The organism is Rhizobium sp. ARZ01 (genome assembly GCF_014851675.1).
Taxonomy (GTDB): Bacteria; Pseudomonadota; Alphaproteobacteria; order Rhizobiales; family Rhizobiaceae; genus Mycoplana.
The window spans coordinates 1107077-1122479 of sequence record NZ_JACVAE010000001.1 but is presented as its reverse complement, the minus strand read 5'-3'; the positions used below and the strand labels follow the sequence as shown (position 1 = coordinate 1122479).

The following is a 15403-nucleotide window of genomic DNA, read 5'->3' as shown; positions in this document are numbered from 1 at the left end:
GAATCGGGCGAAAAGAGGTTGGTTCATTGCGTTCATAGACGTATCGCCCGCGGAAGAAAACCCGGGCGACACACTCTGCTCACCTTCGCTTAAGTTCGCTCATGTTCGCGGGCCTGCCGCAGTTGCCCGACTTCCTGGCGGAGAGCACGAATTTCATCGAGAAGCAGGCTCGTCTCGGAATGGAGAGACGCACGGTCCGCCTCCGCCGCCGGTTCATGCTGCTCCTGCATGGCAGACACGATCACACCTATGAACAGGTTCAACACCGTAAACGCCGTGCAGGCAATGAACGGAACGAAGAACGCCCACGAGTGAGGATAGACCTCCATGATCGGGCGAACGACGCCCATGGACCAGCTTTCGAGCGTCATGACCTGGAAGAGTGTGTAGTACGAATCTCCGATGGTTCCGAACCATTCCGGGAATGCCGCGCCGTACAGGTTGGTGGCCATGACCGCGAAAACATAGAAGACAAGCATCAAAAGGACGAAGATCGAGGCCAGCCCCGGAAGCGAAACGATCAAGCCGCCGACCACCTTGCGCAGTGATGGTATGACGGAAATGAGCCGCAGCACCCGCAGCATTCGCGATGCCCGGAGAACTGAGAACGCACCGGTGGCCGGTAGTATCGCAACGGCGACAATGGAAAAATCGAAGAGACTCCAGGCATCCCGGAAGAACGAAGCCCGGAACGCGTAAAGTCGCAGTCCGATCTCGACGACAAAAAAGCCGAGGATCACATGGTCAATGAGGTGAAGCAGCGTGCCATGGCTTGCCATGATCGACGCCGATGTCTCGAGCCCAAGCGTGATCGCATTTACGAGAATGACCGCAATGACAAATTGCTTTCAACGATGAGAGACGAGAAGTGCTGAAAGTCCGTTGCGCATTGCATAAGTACCGCTTGAATCGAAAGCGCGAAAAAAGTCGAAACAAAATCAACTGGTCAAAAGGGGAAATTGCGGCGTGGCGCCGATCGGAAGCACCCTCTGGACATGCCCACACGGTTGCGCCGCTGAATTAATGCGCTCAACTTATTCGGTCAAACAGATTCACCGAAAATAGGCCGGCAAGTAACAGGACTTATCACGATCGTGTCAACGGGAATTTTTTGTCGCAGTGTGTCAAATATGCAAAAAACCAGATGACAACGCCCAACCTTTGGGCTAGTTTCAGGCCACAAAACAGGCAGGAAGCGCAAATTCTTGCCAATTTCGCGGTCAAGTCTTGGGAGGATCAGATCTTTGGCGCGCGTAGACGCTGCCACCGGCAACGGATAAAGATCACGCGATACTTTAAAAACAAGGCTTCCAGCCTTGTTTTTTTTTGCTTTCATCCTGCATCCATGGCGGTCCTAGACGATATTTGCGACAGACAGATGACACTTCCTATCTGTGCACTACTTTCCGTCGCGGTCGCGACCCGCAGCAAGCGCAATGAAAAGCCCCGCTCTTTCTTGAATGCGGAATGGTCAGTCGAATTTCGGGTAAAACTGCGGAATCGCATCAATGCCGTAGCCAAATTCGACCGACAGGGTCCACCAGGCGGCATAGATCACAGCAGCGATGATCGTCGTGATGAGAACGACCTTGCGCCCACGGAACCGCGCAGGTGCGCTTGCCGTCGTGCCCAGCACCACCTCGTTTTCCTCCGCCTGTGTGCGCATGCCAAAGGGCAGGACGACAAACAGCGTCAACCACCAGATGACGAAGTAGACGGCGACGATCGAGAAAATCTGCATGGTCACGTTCCCAGTGGCGGCGCCGCTAGCCAGCGGAGCGGTAGCGCCTCAATAGTTACTTTCGCAGCGCGGAGCCTGCTAATGGCAACGCGGAGTTGGAGCCCCGAGCCATACTGGATAGCTCCCCGACGGTCCCGTCGAGAGCCTCGGTGAAGACGTCTCGGCTTTGAGCAACCCTTTTACCGCTGCGGCTTCACCAATTCAAATCCGTATCGAGCGGCGTGCTGTCACACCTCTTCGAGCTCGATCAACGTGCCGAAGAAGTCCTTTGGATGGAGGAACAGAACAGGCTTGCCGTGGGCGCCGTTCTTCGGGGTACCGTCGCCAAGAACCCGCGCACCGCCGGCAACGAGCCGGTCGCGAGCGGCGAGAATGTCGCTCACCTCATAGCAGATGTGGTGCATCCCTCCCCCGGGAGACTTTTGGAGGAAAGCCGCAATTGGCGAGCCCTCGCCCAGCGGCTCGAGCAGTTCCAACTTTGTGTTCGGCAGTTCGACAAAGACGACGGTGACGCCATGTTCGGGCAGTGCCTGAGGATCCGTCACGCGCGCGCCAAGCACGTCTCTATAGGAGGCGGTTGCCGCTGCAAGATCAGGAACTGCGATGGCGATGTGATTGACGCGTCCGAGCACTTGTCACTCCCTTCATTCCAATGTCGGCGAACCGCCCGGAGCTTCCATATCGAAGCTCCGTTTTCGCACGACGGGAAACTAACCAAAAAAAAACAGATGGCCAGCGCTAGACCTTGGTCACGAAGACCGTGACGACCGGCTTCTTGCCCCAGACCTCGTTCGCCATGGCACGCACCGCGCGACGTACCGCCTCGCGGACAGTCTCCAGATCCTTGCGCCGTGCCCGCGGAATGCTTTCGACGGCGCTGAGAACTGCATCATAGAGCGTGTCGCCCATGTCCTCACCCTCATCGTCGAACTGCGGCAGGCCGTATGGTTCCACTTCCGGATCGCCCAGAAAATTGTAGCGTGAATCGAGCATGACGTTGACAGACACATGGCCGACGAAGGAAAGCTTGCGGCGATCACCGATGCCCATTTCATCGTAGCTGCCGACCAGGTTGCCGTCCTTGAAGATGCGGCCAAACTCGACCTCATCGATCACCTCGGGCGCACCCGGTGCAAGCCGCAGCATCCGCCCGTCGCGCACGCGCGGCACAGTCGCAATGCCGGACTGTTCGCCGAGTTCGGCGTGCGCGACCAGATGCGCCGCCTCGCCATGGACCGGCACCAAGATCTGCGGGCGGGTCCATGCATACATCTGCTGCAGCTCCGTGCGGCGGGGATGGCCGGAGACATGCACCAGCGCCTCGCTGTCGGTCACGACATGGATGCCCTGGTCGACAAGCCCGTTCTTGATGTCGTTGATCGCCTTCTCGTTACCGGGAATGGCGCGCGAGGAAAAAATGATCGTATCGCCGGCGGTGAATGCGACGTTTCGCATCTCATCACGCGCAATCTTGGCAAGTGCGGCGCGCGGCTCGCCTTGGCTGCCGGTGAGAATGACGACGATCTTCTCGCGCGGAATGTAACTGAATTCGTCCTCGTCAATGAATGGCTTGATGCCTTCCATCAGGCCAATGTCGCGGGCGACTGCTGTCACCCGCTTCATCGAACTACCAAGCAGCAGCACCTCACGGCCCGCAGCCTCCGCCGCCTTTGCCACCGAACGAATACGGCCGACATTCGACGAGAACGTCGTGATACCGACCCGCCCCTCGGCGCTTTCGATGATCTTCGTCAGGCTCTCGGAGACCTCCTGCTCGGACGGCGAAACGCCATCCCGCAGCGCATTCGTGCTGTCGCAGATCAGCGCCAGCACACCCTCGTCGCCCAATTGGCGGAAGCGATGCTCGTCGGTCAGCGGCCCAAGCGAAGGTTCGAGATCGATCTTCCAGTCTCCCGTATGGATCACCGTTCCGAGTGGCGTCTTGATCGCCAGCGACATTGGCTCGGGGATGGAGTGATTCACCCCGATCGCCTCGATTTCGAACGGGCCGAGATTGATACGATCGCCCTGCTTGAAGATCGTCACCGGGATTTCCGTTCGGCTGCGCTCGTAGTCGCGCTTCGCCTCCAGCATGCCGGCGGTAAAGGGTGAGGCGTAGACAGGGACGTTCAGCCCCGGCCAGAGGTCGTTCAGGGCGCCGTAGTGATCCTCGTGCGCATGAGTGATGACGATTCCCTTCAGGTTCTTGCGCTCTTCGGCAAGGAAGCTGATGTCAGGCAATACGAGATCGACGCCGGGCAGTTCGGGACCGGGGAAGGTCACGCCGCAATCGACCATGATCCATTTTCGGTTTCCCGGTACCCCATAGCCATAGAGCGCGAGATTCATGCCGATCTCGCCGACACCGCCGAGCGGCAGGAACACCAGGTCTTCTTGATTTGCCATTGTGTGCAAAAATCCGATTATTCAAAGAAAACATCGCCGGCGGCGATCAGTCGCACGCCACCGTCATCGGTCTGCAATTGGAGCAGACCTGTATCATCAATTCCGACAAAGCGCCCGGAAATTGATTGTGTGGGCAAATTAACCGTTATGGTTTCACCGATGCCGCCCGCGACCTTCCGCCACCGGGCCATGATCTCGCCGATACCGTTGGCGCTGTCCCACAGGCGCAGGATATCCGCCACCTCGCGAAAGAGGTGGGCGAAAAGGTCGGCCGGCGAGACCGCGCAGCCATAATCCGAGAGCCGCGCAATCGGATAGAGGCCTGCCTCCGGTGCCACGGCAACGTTGATGCCGCAACCGATCACGATCGCCTGCCGCCCATCCGGAAGCGTTTCAGCCTCCAGCAGAATACCGCAAACCTTCTTGCGCTCGATCAGGATGTCGTTCGGCCATTTGATCAACACCGGCGGCGAACCTATCGGCATCACGGAAGCAATCGCGCTCTGCACAGCGATGGCCACAGCAAGCGGAAGCGAGCCAAGTCGCTCCATCGGTGCCGGATCGATCAACAACAGCGAGGCGTAAAGGTTGCCGGCTTCCGAGGTCCACGGGCGTCCACGTCGTCCCCTGCCCCCGGTCTGCTTAGCCGCCGTCACCCATAGACCGGAAAGCGCGCCCTTGCGGGCGCGCTCAAAACATTCCGTGTTCGTGGAACTGGTTTCGACCAAGGCTTCGTGCCGGAAATCATCCAGTGTCAGCCGGCCAGTTCCCGCCCCCGGGGTCAAAAGAAGGTCCGCGCGGCGGCTTCGGCCGCGTCACCGATCGGCCCACCGATCAGCACATAGGCGACGACGAACAGGCCAGCGAGACCGAAGACCAGCTTGAGCTCACCCGGGGTGCGGGCAAATTCGTCCGTTGCGGCGTCAAACCACATGACCTTTACGATGCGCAGGTAGTAGTAGGCGCCGACGACCGAGGACAGCACGCCGATGACTGCCAGTGCATAGAGATGCGCTTCGATCGCCGCCATGAAGACGAAGTACTTGGCGAAGAAGCCTGCCATCGGCGGAATGCCGGCCAGCGAGAACATCATGATCGTCAGCACACCGGCCATGAACGGATTCGTCGTCGACAGACCGGCAAGATCGTCGATCGCCTCGACGTTTCCGCCCTCCCGACGCCGCATTGCCAGAATGCAGGCAAAGGTGCCGAGCGTCATGACCATGTAGATCAGCATGTAGAGCGCCACGCCGCGCACACCGGCCATCGAGCCGGCAGACAGACCAACAAGCGCATACCCCATGTGGCCGATGGACGAATAGGCCATCAGGCGCTTGATGTTGCGCTGTCCAATCGCGGCAAACGAGCCGAGCAGCATCGAAGCGATCGAGATGAAGACGATGATCTGCTGCCAGTCGGCGACGATCGGCTGGAAGGCCTCGATGACGATACGAACGAGCATGGCCATCGCCGCAACCTTCGGCGCTGCCGCAAAAAAGGCCGTGACCGGCGTCGGTGCACCTTCATAGACGTCCGGCGTCCACATGTGGAACGGCACGGCCGAGATCTTGAACGCCAGACCGGCAAGAACGAAGACCACGCCGAAAACGAGCCCAAGCGAACGGCCCTCGGCAGAAAGTGCCGCGGCGATTTCCTGGAAGCCGGTATGACCCGTGAAGCCATAGACGAGCGACATGCCGTAGAGCAACATGCCCGAGGACAGAGCGCCGAGCACAAAATACTTCAGGCCGGCTTCTGTCGAGCGAACGCTGTCACGGTTGATCGCAGCAACCACATAGAGTGCAAGCGACTGCAGTTCCAACGACAGGTAGAGCGACAGTAGGTCGTTTGCCGACACCATCAGCATCATACCGAGCGTCGCGAGCACGATCAGCACCGGGAACTCGAAACGGTCGATCTGCTCGGAGCGGGCGTGCCCGACCGTCATGACCATGGCGGTGATCGAACCGATCAGCGTCAGCACCTTCATAAAGCGCGCAAACGGATCCGAAACGAAGGCCCCCGCATAGGCCTGGCCGTCTTGGCCACGCATTACCAGCCAGAGGCCGGCAATGATCAGGACCGCCACCGCAAGGCCGGTGACCGTCGTCGCCGACCTTTCGCCGGAAAAGACGCCGATCATCAGAAGCACCAGCGCACCGGCGGCAAGAATGACCTCGGGCGTCGAGAGCTGAAGGCTGGCAAGGAGTAGTTCAGCAGTCATTTCGAAAGATCCCGTCGTCAGTTCGCCGAGAGCGCAACGGATTGCGCTGCTTCGAGGGCCGCAGTGTAGTTGTTAAGCAGCGCGTCAACAGACGCCGCCGTCACGTCGAATACCGGTATCGGGTACACGCCGAAGAAGATCGTCAGTGCGACCAGCGGATACAGGATCGCCTTTTCGCGCGCCGACAGGTCGAGCAGCGCCTTCAGCTTTTCCTTCTCCAGCGGTCCGAAGACCACCCGGCGATAAAGCCAGAGCGCATAGGCCGCAGAGAGGATCACACCTGTTGTGGCGAACAGTGCGACCCAGGTGTTGGCGCGGAAGGCGCCGAGCAGCGTCATAATTTCACCGACGAAGCCGGAGGTGCCGGGCAAACCGACGTTCGCCATGGTAAAGATCATGAACGCGACCGCGTACTTCGGCATGTTGTTGACGAGGCCGCCATAGGCGCTGATCTCTCGCGTATGCAGGCGGTCATAGACGACGCCGACGCAGAGGAAGAGCGCGCCCGAGACGATGCCGTGCGACAGCATCTGGAACAGTGCGCCCTGAACGCCCTGCGCGTTCGCCGCGAAGATACCCATGGTGACGTAGCCCATGTGCGCGACCGACGAGTAGGCGATCAGCTTCTTGATGTCTTCCTGCACCAGCGCGACCAACGAGGTGTAAATGATCGCCACGACCGAGATCGTGAAGACGAACGGCGCGAAGTAGTCGGATGCGAGCGGGAACATCGGCAGCGAGAAGCGCAGGAAACCGTAGCCACCGAGCTTCAAGAGGATACCGGCCAGAATGACCGACCCCGCGGTCGGCGCCTGGACGTGCGCGTCCGGCAACCAAGTGTGGACCGGCCACATCGGCATCTTCACCGCAAACGAGGCGAAGAAGGCCAGCCACAGCCAGGTCTGCATCTCACGCGGGAAGCTGTAGGCGAGCAGTTCCGGAATGCTGGTCGTACCGGCCTGCCAGTACATCGCCATGATGGCGAGCAGCATCAGCACCGAGCCGAGCAGCGTATAGAGGAAAAACTTGTAGCTCGCGTAAACCCGGTCCTTACCACCCCAGACACCGATGATGATGAACATCGGGATCAGGCCGGCTTCGAAGAACACGTAGAAGAGGACGATATCGAGCGAGACGAACACACCGACCATGAACACTTCCAGGATCAGGAAGGCGATCATGTATTCCTTCAGGCGCTTCTCGATCGAGGTCCAGCTCGCCAGGATGCAGAACGGCATCAGCAGGGTCGTCAGGATGACGAACAGCATGGAGATGCCATCAACGCCGAGATGGTAGGCGATGCCTGTGCCGAGCCACTCATGCTTCTCCAGCATCTGGAAGCCGGGATTCGAATAGTCGAAGCCCGCCCAGATGAAGAGCGACAGGATAAAGGTGAACACCGTTGTCAGCAGCGAGACGTTCAGAATGTTCCGCCGCCCATAGGGGCTGTCCTCACGCGTCAGCAGCAGCAGCGCCACACCGACGAGCGGGAGGAATGTGACCGCGGAAAGAATGGGCCAATCGGTCATCAGAGGGAACTCCCGAGCATCATCCAGGTAACGAGTGCCGCAATCCCAAGCAGCATCGCGAAGGCATAGTGATAGAGGTAACCGGTCTGCAGGCGGACGACCCGGTTGGTGACGTCAAGGACCCGCGCAGCGACGCCATTCGGCCCCAGGCCGTCGATGACAGCGCCGTCACCGCCCTTCCAGAGCAGCCGGCCAAGCCAGAGCGCCGGACGAACGAAAAGGAAGTCGTAGAGCTCGTCGAAGTACCACTTGTTCAGCAGGAACTGGTACAGACCATGATGCTGCTCGGCGAAGTAGCGCGGCAGGTCCGGCCGGCGGATATACATGACCCATGCCGTGAAGAAACCGACGGCCATCGCCACGAACGGGCTCCACTTCACCCACAACGGAACGTGGTGGAATTCCTCGAGGAGCTTGTTTTCCGGACCGGTGAACAGCGCGCCCTGCCAGAACTCCACGTAGTGGTGACCATAGAAGTAGTCGTGGAAGAGGAAGCCCGCGAAAATCGCACCAACCGCCAGAAGATAGAGCGGAATCAGCATGACGGCGGGCGATTCATGCACGTGATGCATGACGTCGGAGGACGCGCGCGGCTTGCCGAAGAACGTCATGAACGCCAGGCGCCAGGAATAGAAGCTGGTGAACAACGCAGCAATTACGAGCAGCGCGAAGGCGAAGCCTGCAACCGAGCTGTGCGAGGCAAAGGTCGATTCAATGATGGCATCCTTCGAGAAGAAGCCGGCAAAACCGATCACGGTGCCCGGGATGCCGACGCCGGTCAGCGCCAGCGTGCCGATCGTCATCATCCAGAAGGTGGCCGGGATGTGCGTGCGAAGACCACCCATGTAGCGCATGTCCTGCTCGCCATCGACGGCGTGGATGACCGAACCGGCGCCAAGGAACAGCAGGGCTTTGAAGAAGGCGTGCGTGAACAGGTGGAAGATCGCCGCGCCATAGGCGCCAACGCCGAGTGCCACGAACATGTAACCGAGCTGCGAGCAGGTCGAATAGGCGATGACACGCTTGATGTCGTTCTGCACCAGCCCGACGGTCGCGGCGAAGAAGGCGGTGATCGCACCAACAAGCGTGACGACGGTCAGCGCATCCGGCGACAGCTCGAACAGCGGCGACATGCGGGCGACGAGGAAGACACCGGCGGTAACCATGGTTGCGGCATGGATGAGGGCGGAAACAGGTGTCGGGCCTTCCATGGCGTCAGGAAGCCAGGTGTGCAGCAAGAACTGCGCCGACTTGCCCATCGCGCCCATAAAGAGCAGCAGGCAGGCAGCCGTCAGGGCATTGGCCTTGTCGAGTTCCATGCCAAACAGCGTGATGACGGAGTTGGTCGCATCGGCTGCACCCTCGGCCGGCAGATAGGTCGCCGCGGTAGCGAAGATCGTCTCGAGATTGGCGGAGCCGAACAGCACGAAGACCGCGCAGATGCCAAGGACGAAACCGAAGTCGCCGACGCGGTTGACGATGAAAGCCTTCATCGCGGCTGCATTGGCCGAGGCCTTTTTGTACCAGAAGCCGATCAACAGGTACGACGCGAGACCGACACCTTCCCAGCCGAAGAACATCTGCAGCAGGTTGTCCGACGTGATGAGCATGAGCATCGCGAAGGTGAACAGCGACAGATAGCCAAAGAAGCGCGGGCGATGCGGGTCATGGTGCATATAGCCGACCGAATAGACATGCACGAGCATCGACACGGTGTTGACGACGACGAACATGACCGCCGTCAGCGTATCGACGCGGAAGGCCCACTCGACATCGAAGCTGCCGGACTGGATCCAGCGCATCACCGATACCTTGATCAGCTCTTCGTGGCCGAGCGCCACCTGGAAGAACACCAGCCAGGACAGCGCGCAGGCGATGACCATGAAGGCGCAGGTTACGAATTCGGACGCCTTTGCGCCGATCGTGTTGCCACCGAGGCCGGCGATCAGGAAGCCGATCAGCGGAAGGAAGACGATTGCCTTGATGATGGTATCCATGACCCGATCAACCCTTCATCACATTGACGTCTTCCACGGCGATGGAGCCGCGGTTGCGGTAGAAGACGACGAGAATTGCAAGACCGATGGCCGCTTCTGCAGCTGCAACCGTCAGGATGAACAGCGCGAAGACCTGCCCGACGATGTCGTTCAGGAAGGCAGAGAAAGCGACCATGTTGATGTTGACGGCGAGCAGGATCAGCTCGATCGACATCAGGATGACGATGACGTTCTTCCGGTTCAGGAAGATGCCGAAGACGCCGAGCGTGAACAGGATGGCGCTGACCGTGAGATAGTGGGAAATACCGATTTCCATGATGCGAATTCCTTAAGTCCCGCGCGCCTCAAATACCCTGGCCCGGCTTGACCTTGACCACCTCGACGGCGGTTTCGGGCGAGCGGGCAACCTGCCTGGAAACGTCCTGGCGCTTGATACCTTCACGCTGACGCAGCGTCAGCACGATCGCGCCGATCATTGCGACCAGAAGCACAAGGCCGGCGATCTGGAAGAAATAGACGTAGTTCGTGTAGAGCACGTCACCCAACGCAGCCGTGTTCGTCCGTTCGGCAACGGGCGGGATCGGCATCGCCGAGTTGCTCGCGATCTCGGGCGAAAGTGTCGAGCCGCCAACGACGATGATCAGTTCCACCGCCAGCACCAGGCCGACAAGAGCGCCAACCGGGGCGTGTTCGATCACGCCCGACCGGAGAGCTGCGAAATCGACATCCAGCATCATCACGACGAAGAGGAAGAGGACCGCGACCGCGCCGACATAGACCACAAGCAGGATCATCGCCAGGAACTCGGCGCCGGTCAGCAGGAAGAGCCCCGCCGCATTGAAGAAGGTGACGATGAGGAAGAGCACGGAATAGACCGGGTTCTTCGCCGCGATCACCATGAACGCGGACGCCACCGCCACGAAGGCGAAGAGATAGAAAAAGAGAGCCTGCAGACCCATGTTGGTGCCTTTTCGTCTTCCCCGGAAAGTGTGGCCTCTATGCCGCCCTTCCATCGAAGCTTGGCGGCCCTACGCCACCAAGCACGTAACTCATTCGAATGTCCGTCGCCCCGAAAGGCGGCCGAACCTGCCCTGCGACTTAACGGTAGGGAGAATCCATTGCAATGTTGCGGGCGATTTCCCGCTCCCAGCGATCGCCGTTATCGAGCAGCTTCTGCTTGTCGTAGTAGAGCTCTTCGCGCGTCTCCGTGGCGAACTCGAAGTTCGGTCCCTCGACGATGGCATCGACCGGGCATGCTTCCTGGCAGAAGCCGCAATAGATGCACTTCACCATGTCGATGTCGTAGCGCACGGTCCGGCGTGTGCCGTCGTTGCGGCGCGGACCGGCTTCGATGGTGATCGCCTGTGCCGGACAGATCGCCTCGCACAGCTTGCAGGCGATGCAGCGTTCCTCGCCATTCGGATAGCGGCGCAGCGCATGCTCACCGCGGAAGCGCGGCGAGACCGGCCCCTTCTCGAAGGGATAGTTCAACGTCGCCTTCGGGCGGAAGAAGTAACGCATGGACAGGAAGAACGCGCCGACAAACTCCTTGAGGAACAGCGAGTTCACGGCTTGCGAAAGACTAGCCATTATTAAGCTCCAATGCTGCTGAAATCACGGCCGGTCATTACGCGGACCAGCCGGTGAGCTTCAACACGAATGCGACGATGACGACCATTGCGAGCGAGAGCGGAAGGAAGACCTTCCAGCCGAGACGCATCAGCTGGTCGTAGCGGTAACGCGGCACGAATGCCTTCACCATGGCGAACATGAAGAAAACGAGCGAGGCCTTGAGGACGAACCAAACGATGCCCGGAACCCAGTTGAACAGCCAGAAGTCGATGGGAGGCAGCCAGCCGCCGAGGAACAGGATGGTGGTCAGCGCGCACATCAGACAGATGGCTGCGTATTCGCCGAGCATGAACATCATGTAGGGAGTGGAGCCGTACTCGACCATGAAGCCGGCGACGAGTTCGGATTCAGCTTCCGGCAGGTCAAAGGGCGGGCGGTTCGTCTCGGCGAGCGCCGAGATGAAGAACACGATGAACATCGGGAACAGCGCCAGCCAATGCCAGTCGAGGAACGAGGCCGGCAGGCCGAGCATCGTGCCGACGCCGGTGCTCTGCGAATTGACGATATCGGTCAGGTTCAGCGAACCGACGCACAGAAGCACAGTGACGATGACGAAGCCAATCGAGACTTCATAGGAAATCATCTGTGCGGCGGAGCGCAGCGCACCCAGGAACGCATACTTCGAGTTGGAAGCCCAGCCGCCCATGATGATGCCATAGACCTCGAGCGAGGAGATGGCAAAAATGTAGAGGATGCCAACGTTGATGTTAGCGATCACCCAGTTCTCATTGAGCGGAACCACTGCCCAGGTGGCGAGCGCGAGCGTCACGGAAACGAGCGGCGCCAGCAGGAAGATCGCCTTGTTGGCCGAGGCCGGAATCACCGGCTCCTTGAAGACGAACTTCAACAGGTCCGCAAACGACTGGAACAGGCCCCACGGACCCACCACGTTCGGACCGCGGCGCATCTGCACGGCCGCCCAGATCTTGCGGTCGGCCAGCAGGATATAGGCGACGAAGAGAAGCAGCGCGACTAGCAGCAGCAGCGACTGGGCGACCATAATGACCGCAGGCCACACATAGCTTGAAATGAAAGCGTCCATAATGCCTATTCCCTCGCGCTTATTCCGCCGCGGCTTTGAAGTTGTTGCGGGCGAGTGCCGAGCACTCGGCCATGACCGCGGAGGCGCGCGCTATCGGGTTCGTCAAATAGAAGTCTTTGACCGGAGACGCAAACCCGGATTTGGCCATCTTCCCGCCTTTTTTCGCAAGTGCCGCAAGATCCGGGCTGTTGACCGGAGAGATCTCGTTGATCTCCGCAAAATGCGGGTGCGCCGCATAGAGCTTGGCGCGAAGTTGCGCGAGCGAATCAAACGGCAGCTTCTTGCCGAGCACGTCCGAAAGCGCGCGCAGGATCGCCCAGTCCTCGCGAGCCTCGCCCGGGGCGAAGCCGGCGCGGTTGCCCATCTGCACGCGGCCTTCGGTGTTAACCCAGGTGCCCGACTTCTCGGTGTAGGTCGCGCCCGGCAGGATCACGTCGGCTGCGTGTGCGGCGTTGTCACCGTGGGAGCCGATGTAGACGGTGAAAGCGGTCTTCTTTGCGAAGTCCAGTTCATCCGCACCAAGCAGGAACAGGACGTCCGTCTCGGTCAGTATCTCGGAAGCTGCCTTGCCCCCCTCGCCCGGCACGAAGCCCAGGTCGAGGCCGCCGACGCGCGAAGCGGCGGTGTGGAGAACCGCAAGACCGTTCCACTCGGCCGAAACCGCTCCGACCGACTCAGCCAGCTTGACCACGTTACCAAGTACGGCCAGGCCATCGGTCCGCGACAGCGCACCCTGGCCGACGATGATCATCGGATGCTTAGCCTTCTTCAGAACAGCTGCGAACTTGTTCGAGCCATCCACCAGTTCGGCGAGCGTTTCCGGCCCGGCGCCGAGATTCTCGTAACCGTAGCGCAGCTCAGCCTGTTCACCGATCACGGCGATGGGGAAGCTGTCCATGCGCCAGCGCTTGCGAATGCGGGCGTTCAGCACCGCAGCCTCGATACGCGGGTTGGCGCCGACGATGAGCAGCGCATCAGCCTGTTCGATACCGGCGATGGTCGGGTTGAAGAGGTAGCTCGCGCGACCGAACGAGGGATGCAGTGCGGTACCATCCTGACGGCAGTCGATGTTCTTCGAGCCGAGCGCCGTCATCAATTCGCGCAGCGCATACATTTCCTCGACGGAAGCCAGATCACCGGCGATCGCGCCGATCCGCTCGCCCGATTTTCCGGAAACGGCAGACTTGATCGCGTCAAACGCTTCCGACCAGCTTGCGGGCTGCAGGCGGCCGTCCTTGCGAACGTAGGGGCGGTCGAGACGCTGGGTCTTGAGGCCATCCCAGATGTAGCGGGTCTTGTCGGAGATCCACTCTTCGTTGATGTCCTCGTTGACGCGCGGCAGGATGCGCATGACTTCGCGGCCGCGGGTATCGACGCGGATCGCCGAACCGACGGCGTCCATCACGTCGATCGACTCGGTCTTGTTCAGTTCCCACGGACGGGCGGTGAATGCGAACGGCTTGGATGTCAGCGCGCCGACCGGGCAGAGGTCGACGACGTTGCCCTGCAGTTCCGAGGTCATGGCCTGTTCGAGGTAGGTGGTGATTTCGGCGTCTTCGCCACGGCCGATCAGGCCGAGTTCGCTGATGCCGGCGACTTCCGTGGTGAACCGGACGCAGCGCGTGCAGTGGATGCAGCGGTTCATGATCGTCTTGACGAGCGGGCCGATGTACTTGTCCTCGACCGCGCGCTTATTTTCCTGGTAGCGCGAGCTGTCAATACCGAAGGCCATCGCCTGGTCCTGCAGGTCGCATTCGCCACCCTGGTCGCAGATCGGGCAATCCAGCGGATGGTTGATCAGCAGGAACTCCATCACGCCTTCGCGGGCCTTCTTGACCATCGGCGTGGTGGTAAAGACTTCCGGTGGCTCGCCGTTCGGGCCGGGGCGCAGGTCACGCACGCTCATGGCGCAGGACGCAGCCGGCTTCGGCGGGCCACCCTTTACCTCGACCAGACACATGCGGCAGTTACCGGCGACCGACAGCCGCTCGTGGAAACAGAAGCGCGGAACTTCGGCGCCGGCCTCCTCGCACGCCTGCAACAGCGTGAAATGATCCGGAACTTCAATCTCTTGTCCGTCGACTTTCAGTTTTGCCATATCCGTCTTCCCGCTTTGCACGCGAGGCTTTCGGCCCCGCCAGCGCCATATCCTTTGCCGCCGTTCCGGGTTCTCCCCATCCCGACCGCGCCAGTTCCTTCCGCAACTGCCTCAGGCGGGCCTCAGCCCTTTGCCTTCGCCAGCTTCTTTGCCTGCTCCACCCAGCCATCGCGGGCAATCCGCCCGTCGAGGCCAAGCTCGGCTTCGATCCTTTCCACATCCAAAGCGGCCCAACGTGCGATATCGGCAAAGCGGAAAATCCCCTTGCCGTTCAGCACCTGTTCCAGCTTTGGACCGATCCCTGAAATCATCTTCAGGTCGTCGGTCCGCCCGGCATTAGATCCGGAACCTTTCCGAACCGTTGCCGGCTTGCGTTTCGTACCCGCCTCAGCCGGGGTAACAGCCGCGCTCGCGACAGCTGCCCTCGCCGGTTCCGGCTTCGGCGCTTCGGCTCTGGCGCTTGCCTTAGCCTCCGCCTCGTCGAGCAATCCCTTCGCCCGTTCGGCAGCGCCCTGCATGGCCCCCAGGACCATTCCGGCAAAGTGGCTCGTCAATCCGAACCCGATCGCCGTGGCCGCGGCCATCGCCGCGACCGGGTGTGCCATCAGCGGCGGAATCGCCGCCGCAGGCATTTCCTTCAGCCACGGCGAAAACCCGAAGGGGTCCGCGCCGGCGGCTTCCGTCGGCAGGACTTCGGTTGCGGTCGCTTCCTGTCCTGCCGGCTTATTCATCGC

At 60.5% G+C, this 15403-nt stretch carries 15 protein-coding genes; all 15 read right to left on the bottom strand.

Features of this window, described 5'->3' with window-relative positions:
* Positions 1 to 89 precede the first annotated feature (89 nt).
* The 15 genes from IB238_RS05335 to IB238_RS05265 all read right to left on the bottom strand — a co-directional run bounded on the left by IB238_RS05335 (position 90) and on the right by IB238_RS05265 (position 15400).
* Positions 90 to 836: an ion transporter gene (locus IB238_RS05335; protein ID WP_348648243.1), complete on the bottom strand. Its 747-nt coding sequence runs from the start codon at positions 834 to 836 to the stop codon at positions 90 to 92.
* A 206-nt stretch (positions 837 to 1042) separates the two neighbouring features.
* Positions 1043 to 1336, bottom strand: coding sequence for a hypothetical protein (locus IB238_RS05330; RefSeq protein ID WP_192244207.1), 294 nt, complete (start codon positions 1334 to 1336; stop codon positions 1043 to 1045).
* A gap of 135 nt (positions 1337 to 1471) precedes the next feature.
* Positions 1472 to 1741 carry a DUF1467 family protein gene (locus tag IB238_RS05325; protein WP_192244205.1) on the bottom strand — a complete coding sequence of 90 codons (270 nt, stop codon included), beginning with the start codon at positions 1739 to 1741 and terminating at the stop codon, positions 1472 to 1474.
* 227 nt (positions 1742 to 1968) lie between these two features.
* Entirely contained in the window at positions 1969 to 2373 is a 405-nt protein-coding gene (mce, locus tag IB238_RS05320) for a methylmalonyl-CoA epimerase (RefSeq protein ID WP_192244203.1), read from the bottom strand.
* 106 nt (positions 2374 to 2479) lie between these two features.
* Positions 2480 to 4147: a ribonuclease J gene (locus IB238_RS05315; protein WP_192244201.1), complete on the bottom strand. Its 1668-nt coding sequence runs from the start codon at positions 4145 to 4147 to the stop codon at positions 2480 to 2482.
* 17 nt (positions 4148 to 4164) lie between these two features.
* The gene (locus IB238_RS05310) at positions 4165 to 4905 is read right to left on the bottom strand and encodes a biotin--[acetyl-CoA-carboxylase] ligase (RefSeq protein WP_192247372.1); all 741 of its coding nucleotides are present in this window, start codon (positions 4903 to 4905) and stop codon (positions 4165 to 4167) included.
* Between the two features lie 23 nt (positions 4906 to 4928).
* Entirely contained in the window at positions 4929 to 6371 is a 1443-nt protein-coding gene (nuoN, locus tag IB238_RS05305) for an NADH-quinone oxidoreductase subunit NuoN (protein WP_192244199.1), read from the bottom strand.
* 17 nt (positions 6372 to 6388) lie between these two features.
* The gene (locus tag IB238_RS05300; protein WP_192244197.1) at positions 6389 to 7900 is read right to left on the bottom strand and encodes an NADH-quinone oxidoreductase subunit M; all 1512 of its coding nucleotides are present in this window, start codon (positions 7898 to 7900) and stop codon (positions 6389 to 6391) included.
* Complete coding sequence (nuoL, locus tag IB238_RS05295) at positions 7900 to 9897, bottom strand: NADH-quinone oxidoreductase subunit L (protein ID WP_192244195.1); 1998 nt, start codon at positions 9895 to 9897, stop codon at positions 7900 to 7902. Before nuoL ends, IB238_RS05300 begins: the two co-directional genes overlap by 1 nt.
* A 7-nt stretch (positions 9898 to 9904) precedes the next feature.
* The gene (gene nuoK, locus IB238_RS05290; RefSeq protein ID WP_192244193.1) at positions 9905 to 10213 is read right to left on the bottom strand and encodes an NADH-quinone oxidoreductase subunit NuoK; all 309 of its coding nucleotides are present in this window, start codon (positions 10211 to 10213) and stop codon (positions 9905 to 9907) included.
* A gap of 28 nt (positions 10214 to 10241) precedes the next feature.
* The gene (locus tag IB238_RS05285; RefSeq protein ID WP_192244191.1) at positions 10242 to 10856 is read right to left on the bottom strand and encodes an NADH-quinone oxidoreductase subunit J; all 615 of its coding nucleotides are present in this window, start codon (positions 10854 to 10856) and stop codon (positions 10242 to 10244) included.
* A gap of 139 nt (positions 10857 to 10995) precedes the next feature.
* Positions 10996 to 11487 carry an NADH-quinone oxidoreductase subunit NuoI gene (gene nuoI, locus IB238_RS05280; protein WP_108004652.1) on the bottom strand — a complete coding sequence of 164 codons (492 nt, stop codon included), beginning with the start codon at positions 11485 to 11487 and terminating at the stop codon, positions 10996 to 10998.
* 37 nt (positions 11488 to 11524) lie between these two features.
* Positions 11525 to 12571 (bottom strand): NADH-quinone oxidoreductase subunit NuoH, encoded by a 1047-nt coding sequence (nuoH, locus tag IB238_RS05275; protein WP_192244190.1) that lies wholly within the window; start codon positions 12569 to 12571, stop codon positions 11525 to 11527.
* Between the two features lie 19 nt (positions 12572 to 12590).
* The gene (gene nuoG, locus IB238_RS05270) at positions 12591 to 14669 is read right to left on the bottom strand and encodes an NADH-quinone oxidoreductase subunit NuoG (RefSeq protein ID WP_192244188.1); all 2079 of its coding nucleotides are present in this window, start codon (positions 14667 to 14669) and stop codon (positions 12591 to 12593) included.
* A gap of 122 nt (positions 14670 to 14791) precedes the next feature.
* Entirely contained in the window at positions 14792 to 15400 is a 609-nt protein-coding gene (locus tag IB238_RS05265) for an NADH:ubiquinone oxidoreductase (RefSeq protein WP_246723479.1), read from the bottom strand.
* Between the last annotated feature and the right edge of the window lie 3 nt (positions 15401 to 15403).

Coding starts and splice junctions, on each gene's coding strand:
- IB238_RS05330 (WP_192244207.1), bottom strand. CDS start 1,336: ATGAAAGCAAAAAAAAACAAGGCTGGAAGCCTTGTTTTTAAAGTATCG.
- IB238_RS05325 (WP_192244205.1), bottom strand. CDS start 1,741: ATGCAGATTTTCTCGATCGTCGCCGTCTACTTCGTCATCTGGTGGTTG.
- IB238_RS05315 (WP_192244201.1), bottom strand. CDS start 4,147: ATGGCAAATCAAGAAGACCTGGTGTTCCTGCCGCTCGGCGGTGTCGGC.
- nuoN (WP_192244199.1), bottom strand. CDS start 6,371: ATGACTGCTGAACTACTCCTTGCCAGCCTTCAGCTCTCGACGCCCGAG.
- IB238_RS05300 (WP_192244197.1), bottom strand. CDS start 7,900: ATGACCGATTGGCCCATTCTTTCCGCGGTCACATTCCTCCCGCTCGTC.
- nuoL (WP_192244195.1), bottom strand. CDS start 9,897: ATGGATACCATCATCAAGGCAATCGTCTTCCTTCCGCTGATCGGCTTC.
- nuoK (WP_192244193.1), bottom strand. CDS start 10,213: ATGGAAATCGGTATTTCCCACTATCTCACGGTCAGCGCCATCCTGTTC.
- IB238_RS05285 (WP_192244191.1), bottom strand. CDS start 10,856: ATGGGTCTGCAGGCTCTCTTTTTCTATCTCTTCGCCTTCGTGGCGGTG.
- nuoI (WP_108004652.1), bottom strand. CDS start 11,487: ATGGCTAGTCTTTCGCAAGCCGTGAACTCGCTGTTCCTCAAGGAGTTT.
- nuoH (WP_192244190.1), bottom strand. CDS start 12,571: ATGGACGCTTTCATTTCAAGCTATGTGTGGCCTGCGGTCATTATGGTC.
- nuoG (WP_192244188.1), bottom strand. CDS start 14,669: ATGGCAAAACTGAAAGTCGACGGACAAGAGATTGAAGTTCCGGATCAT.
- IB238_RS05265 (WP_246723479.1), bottom strand. CDS start 15,400: ATGAATAAGCCGGCAGGACAGGAAGCGACCGCAACCGAAGTCCTGCCG.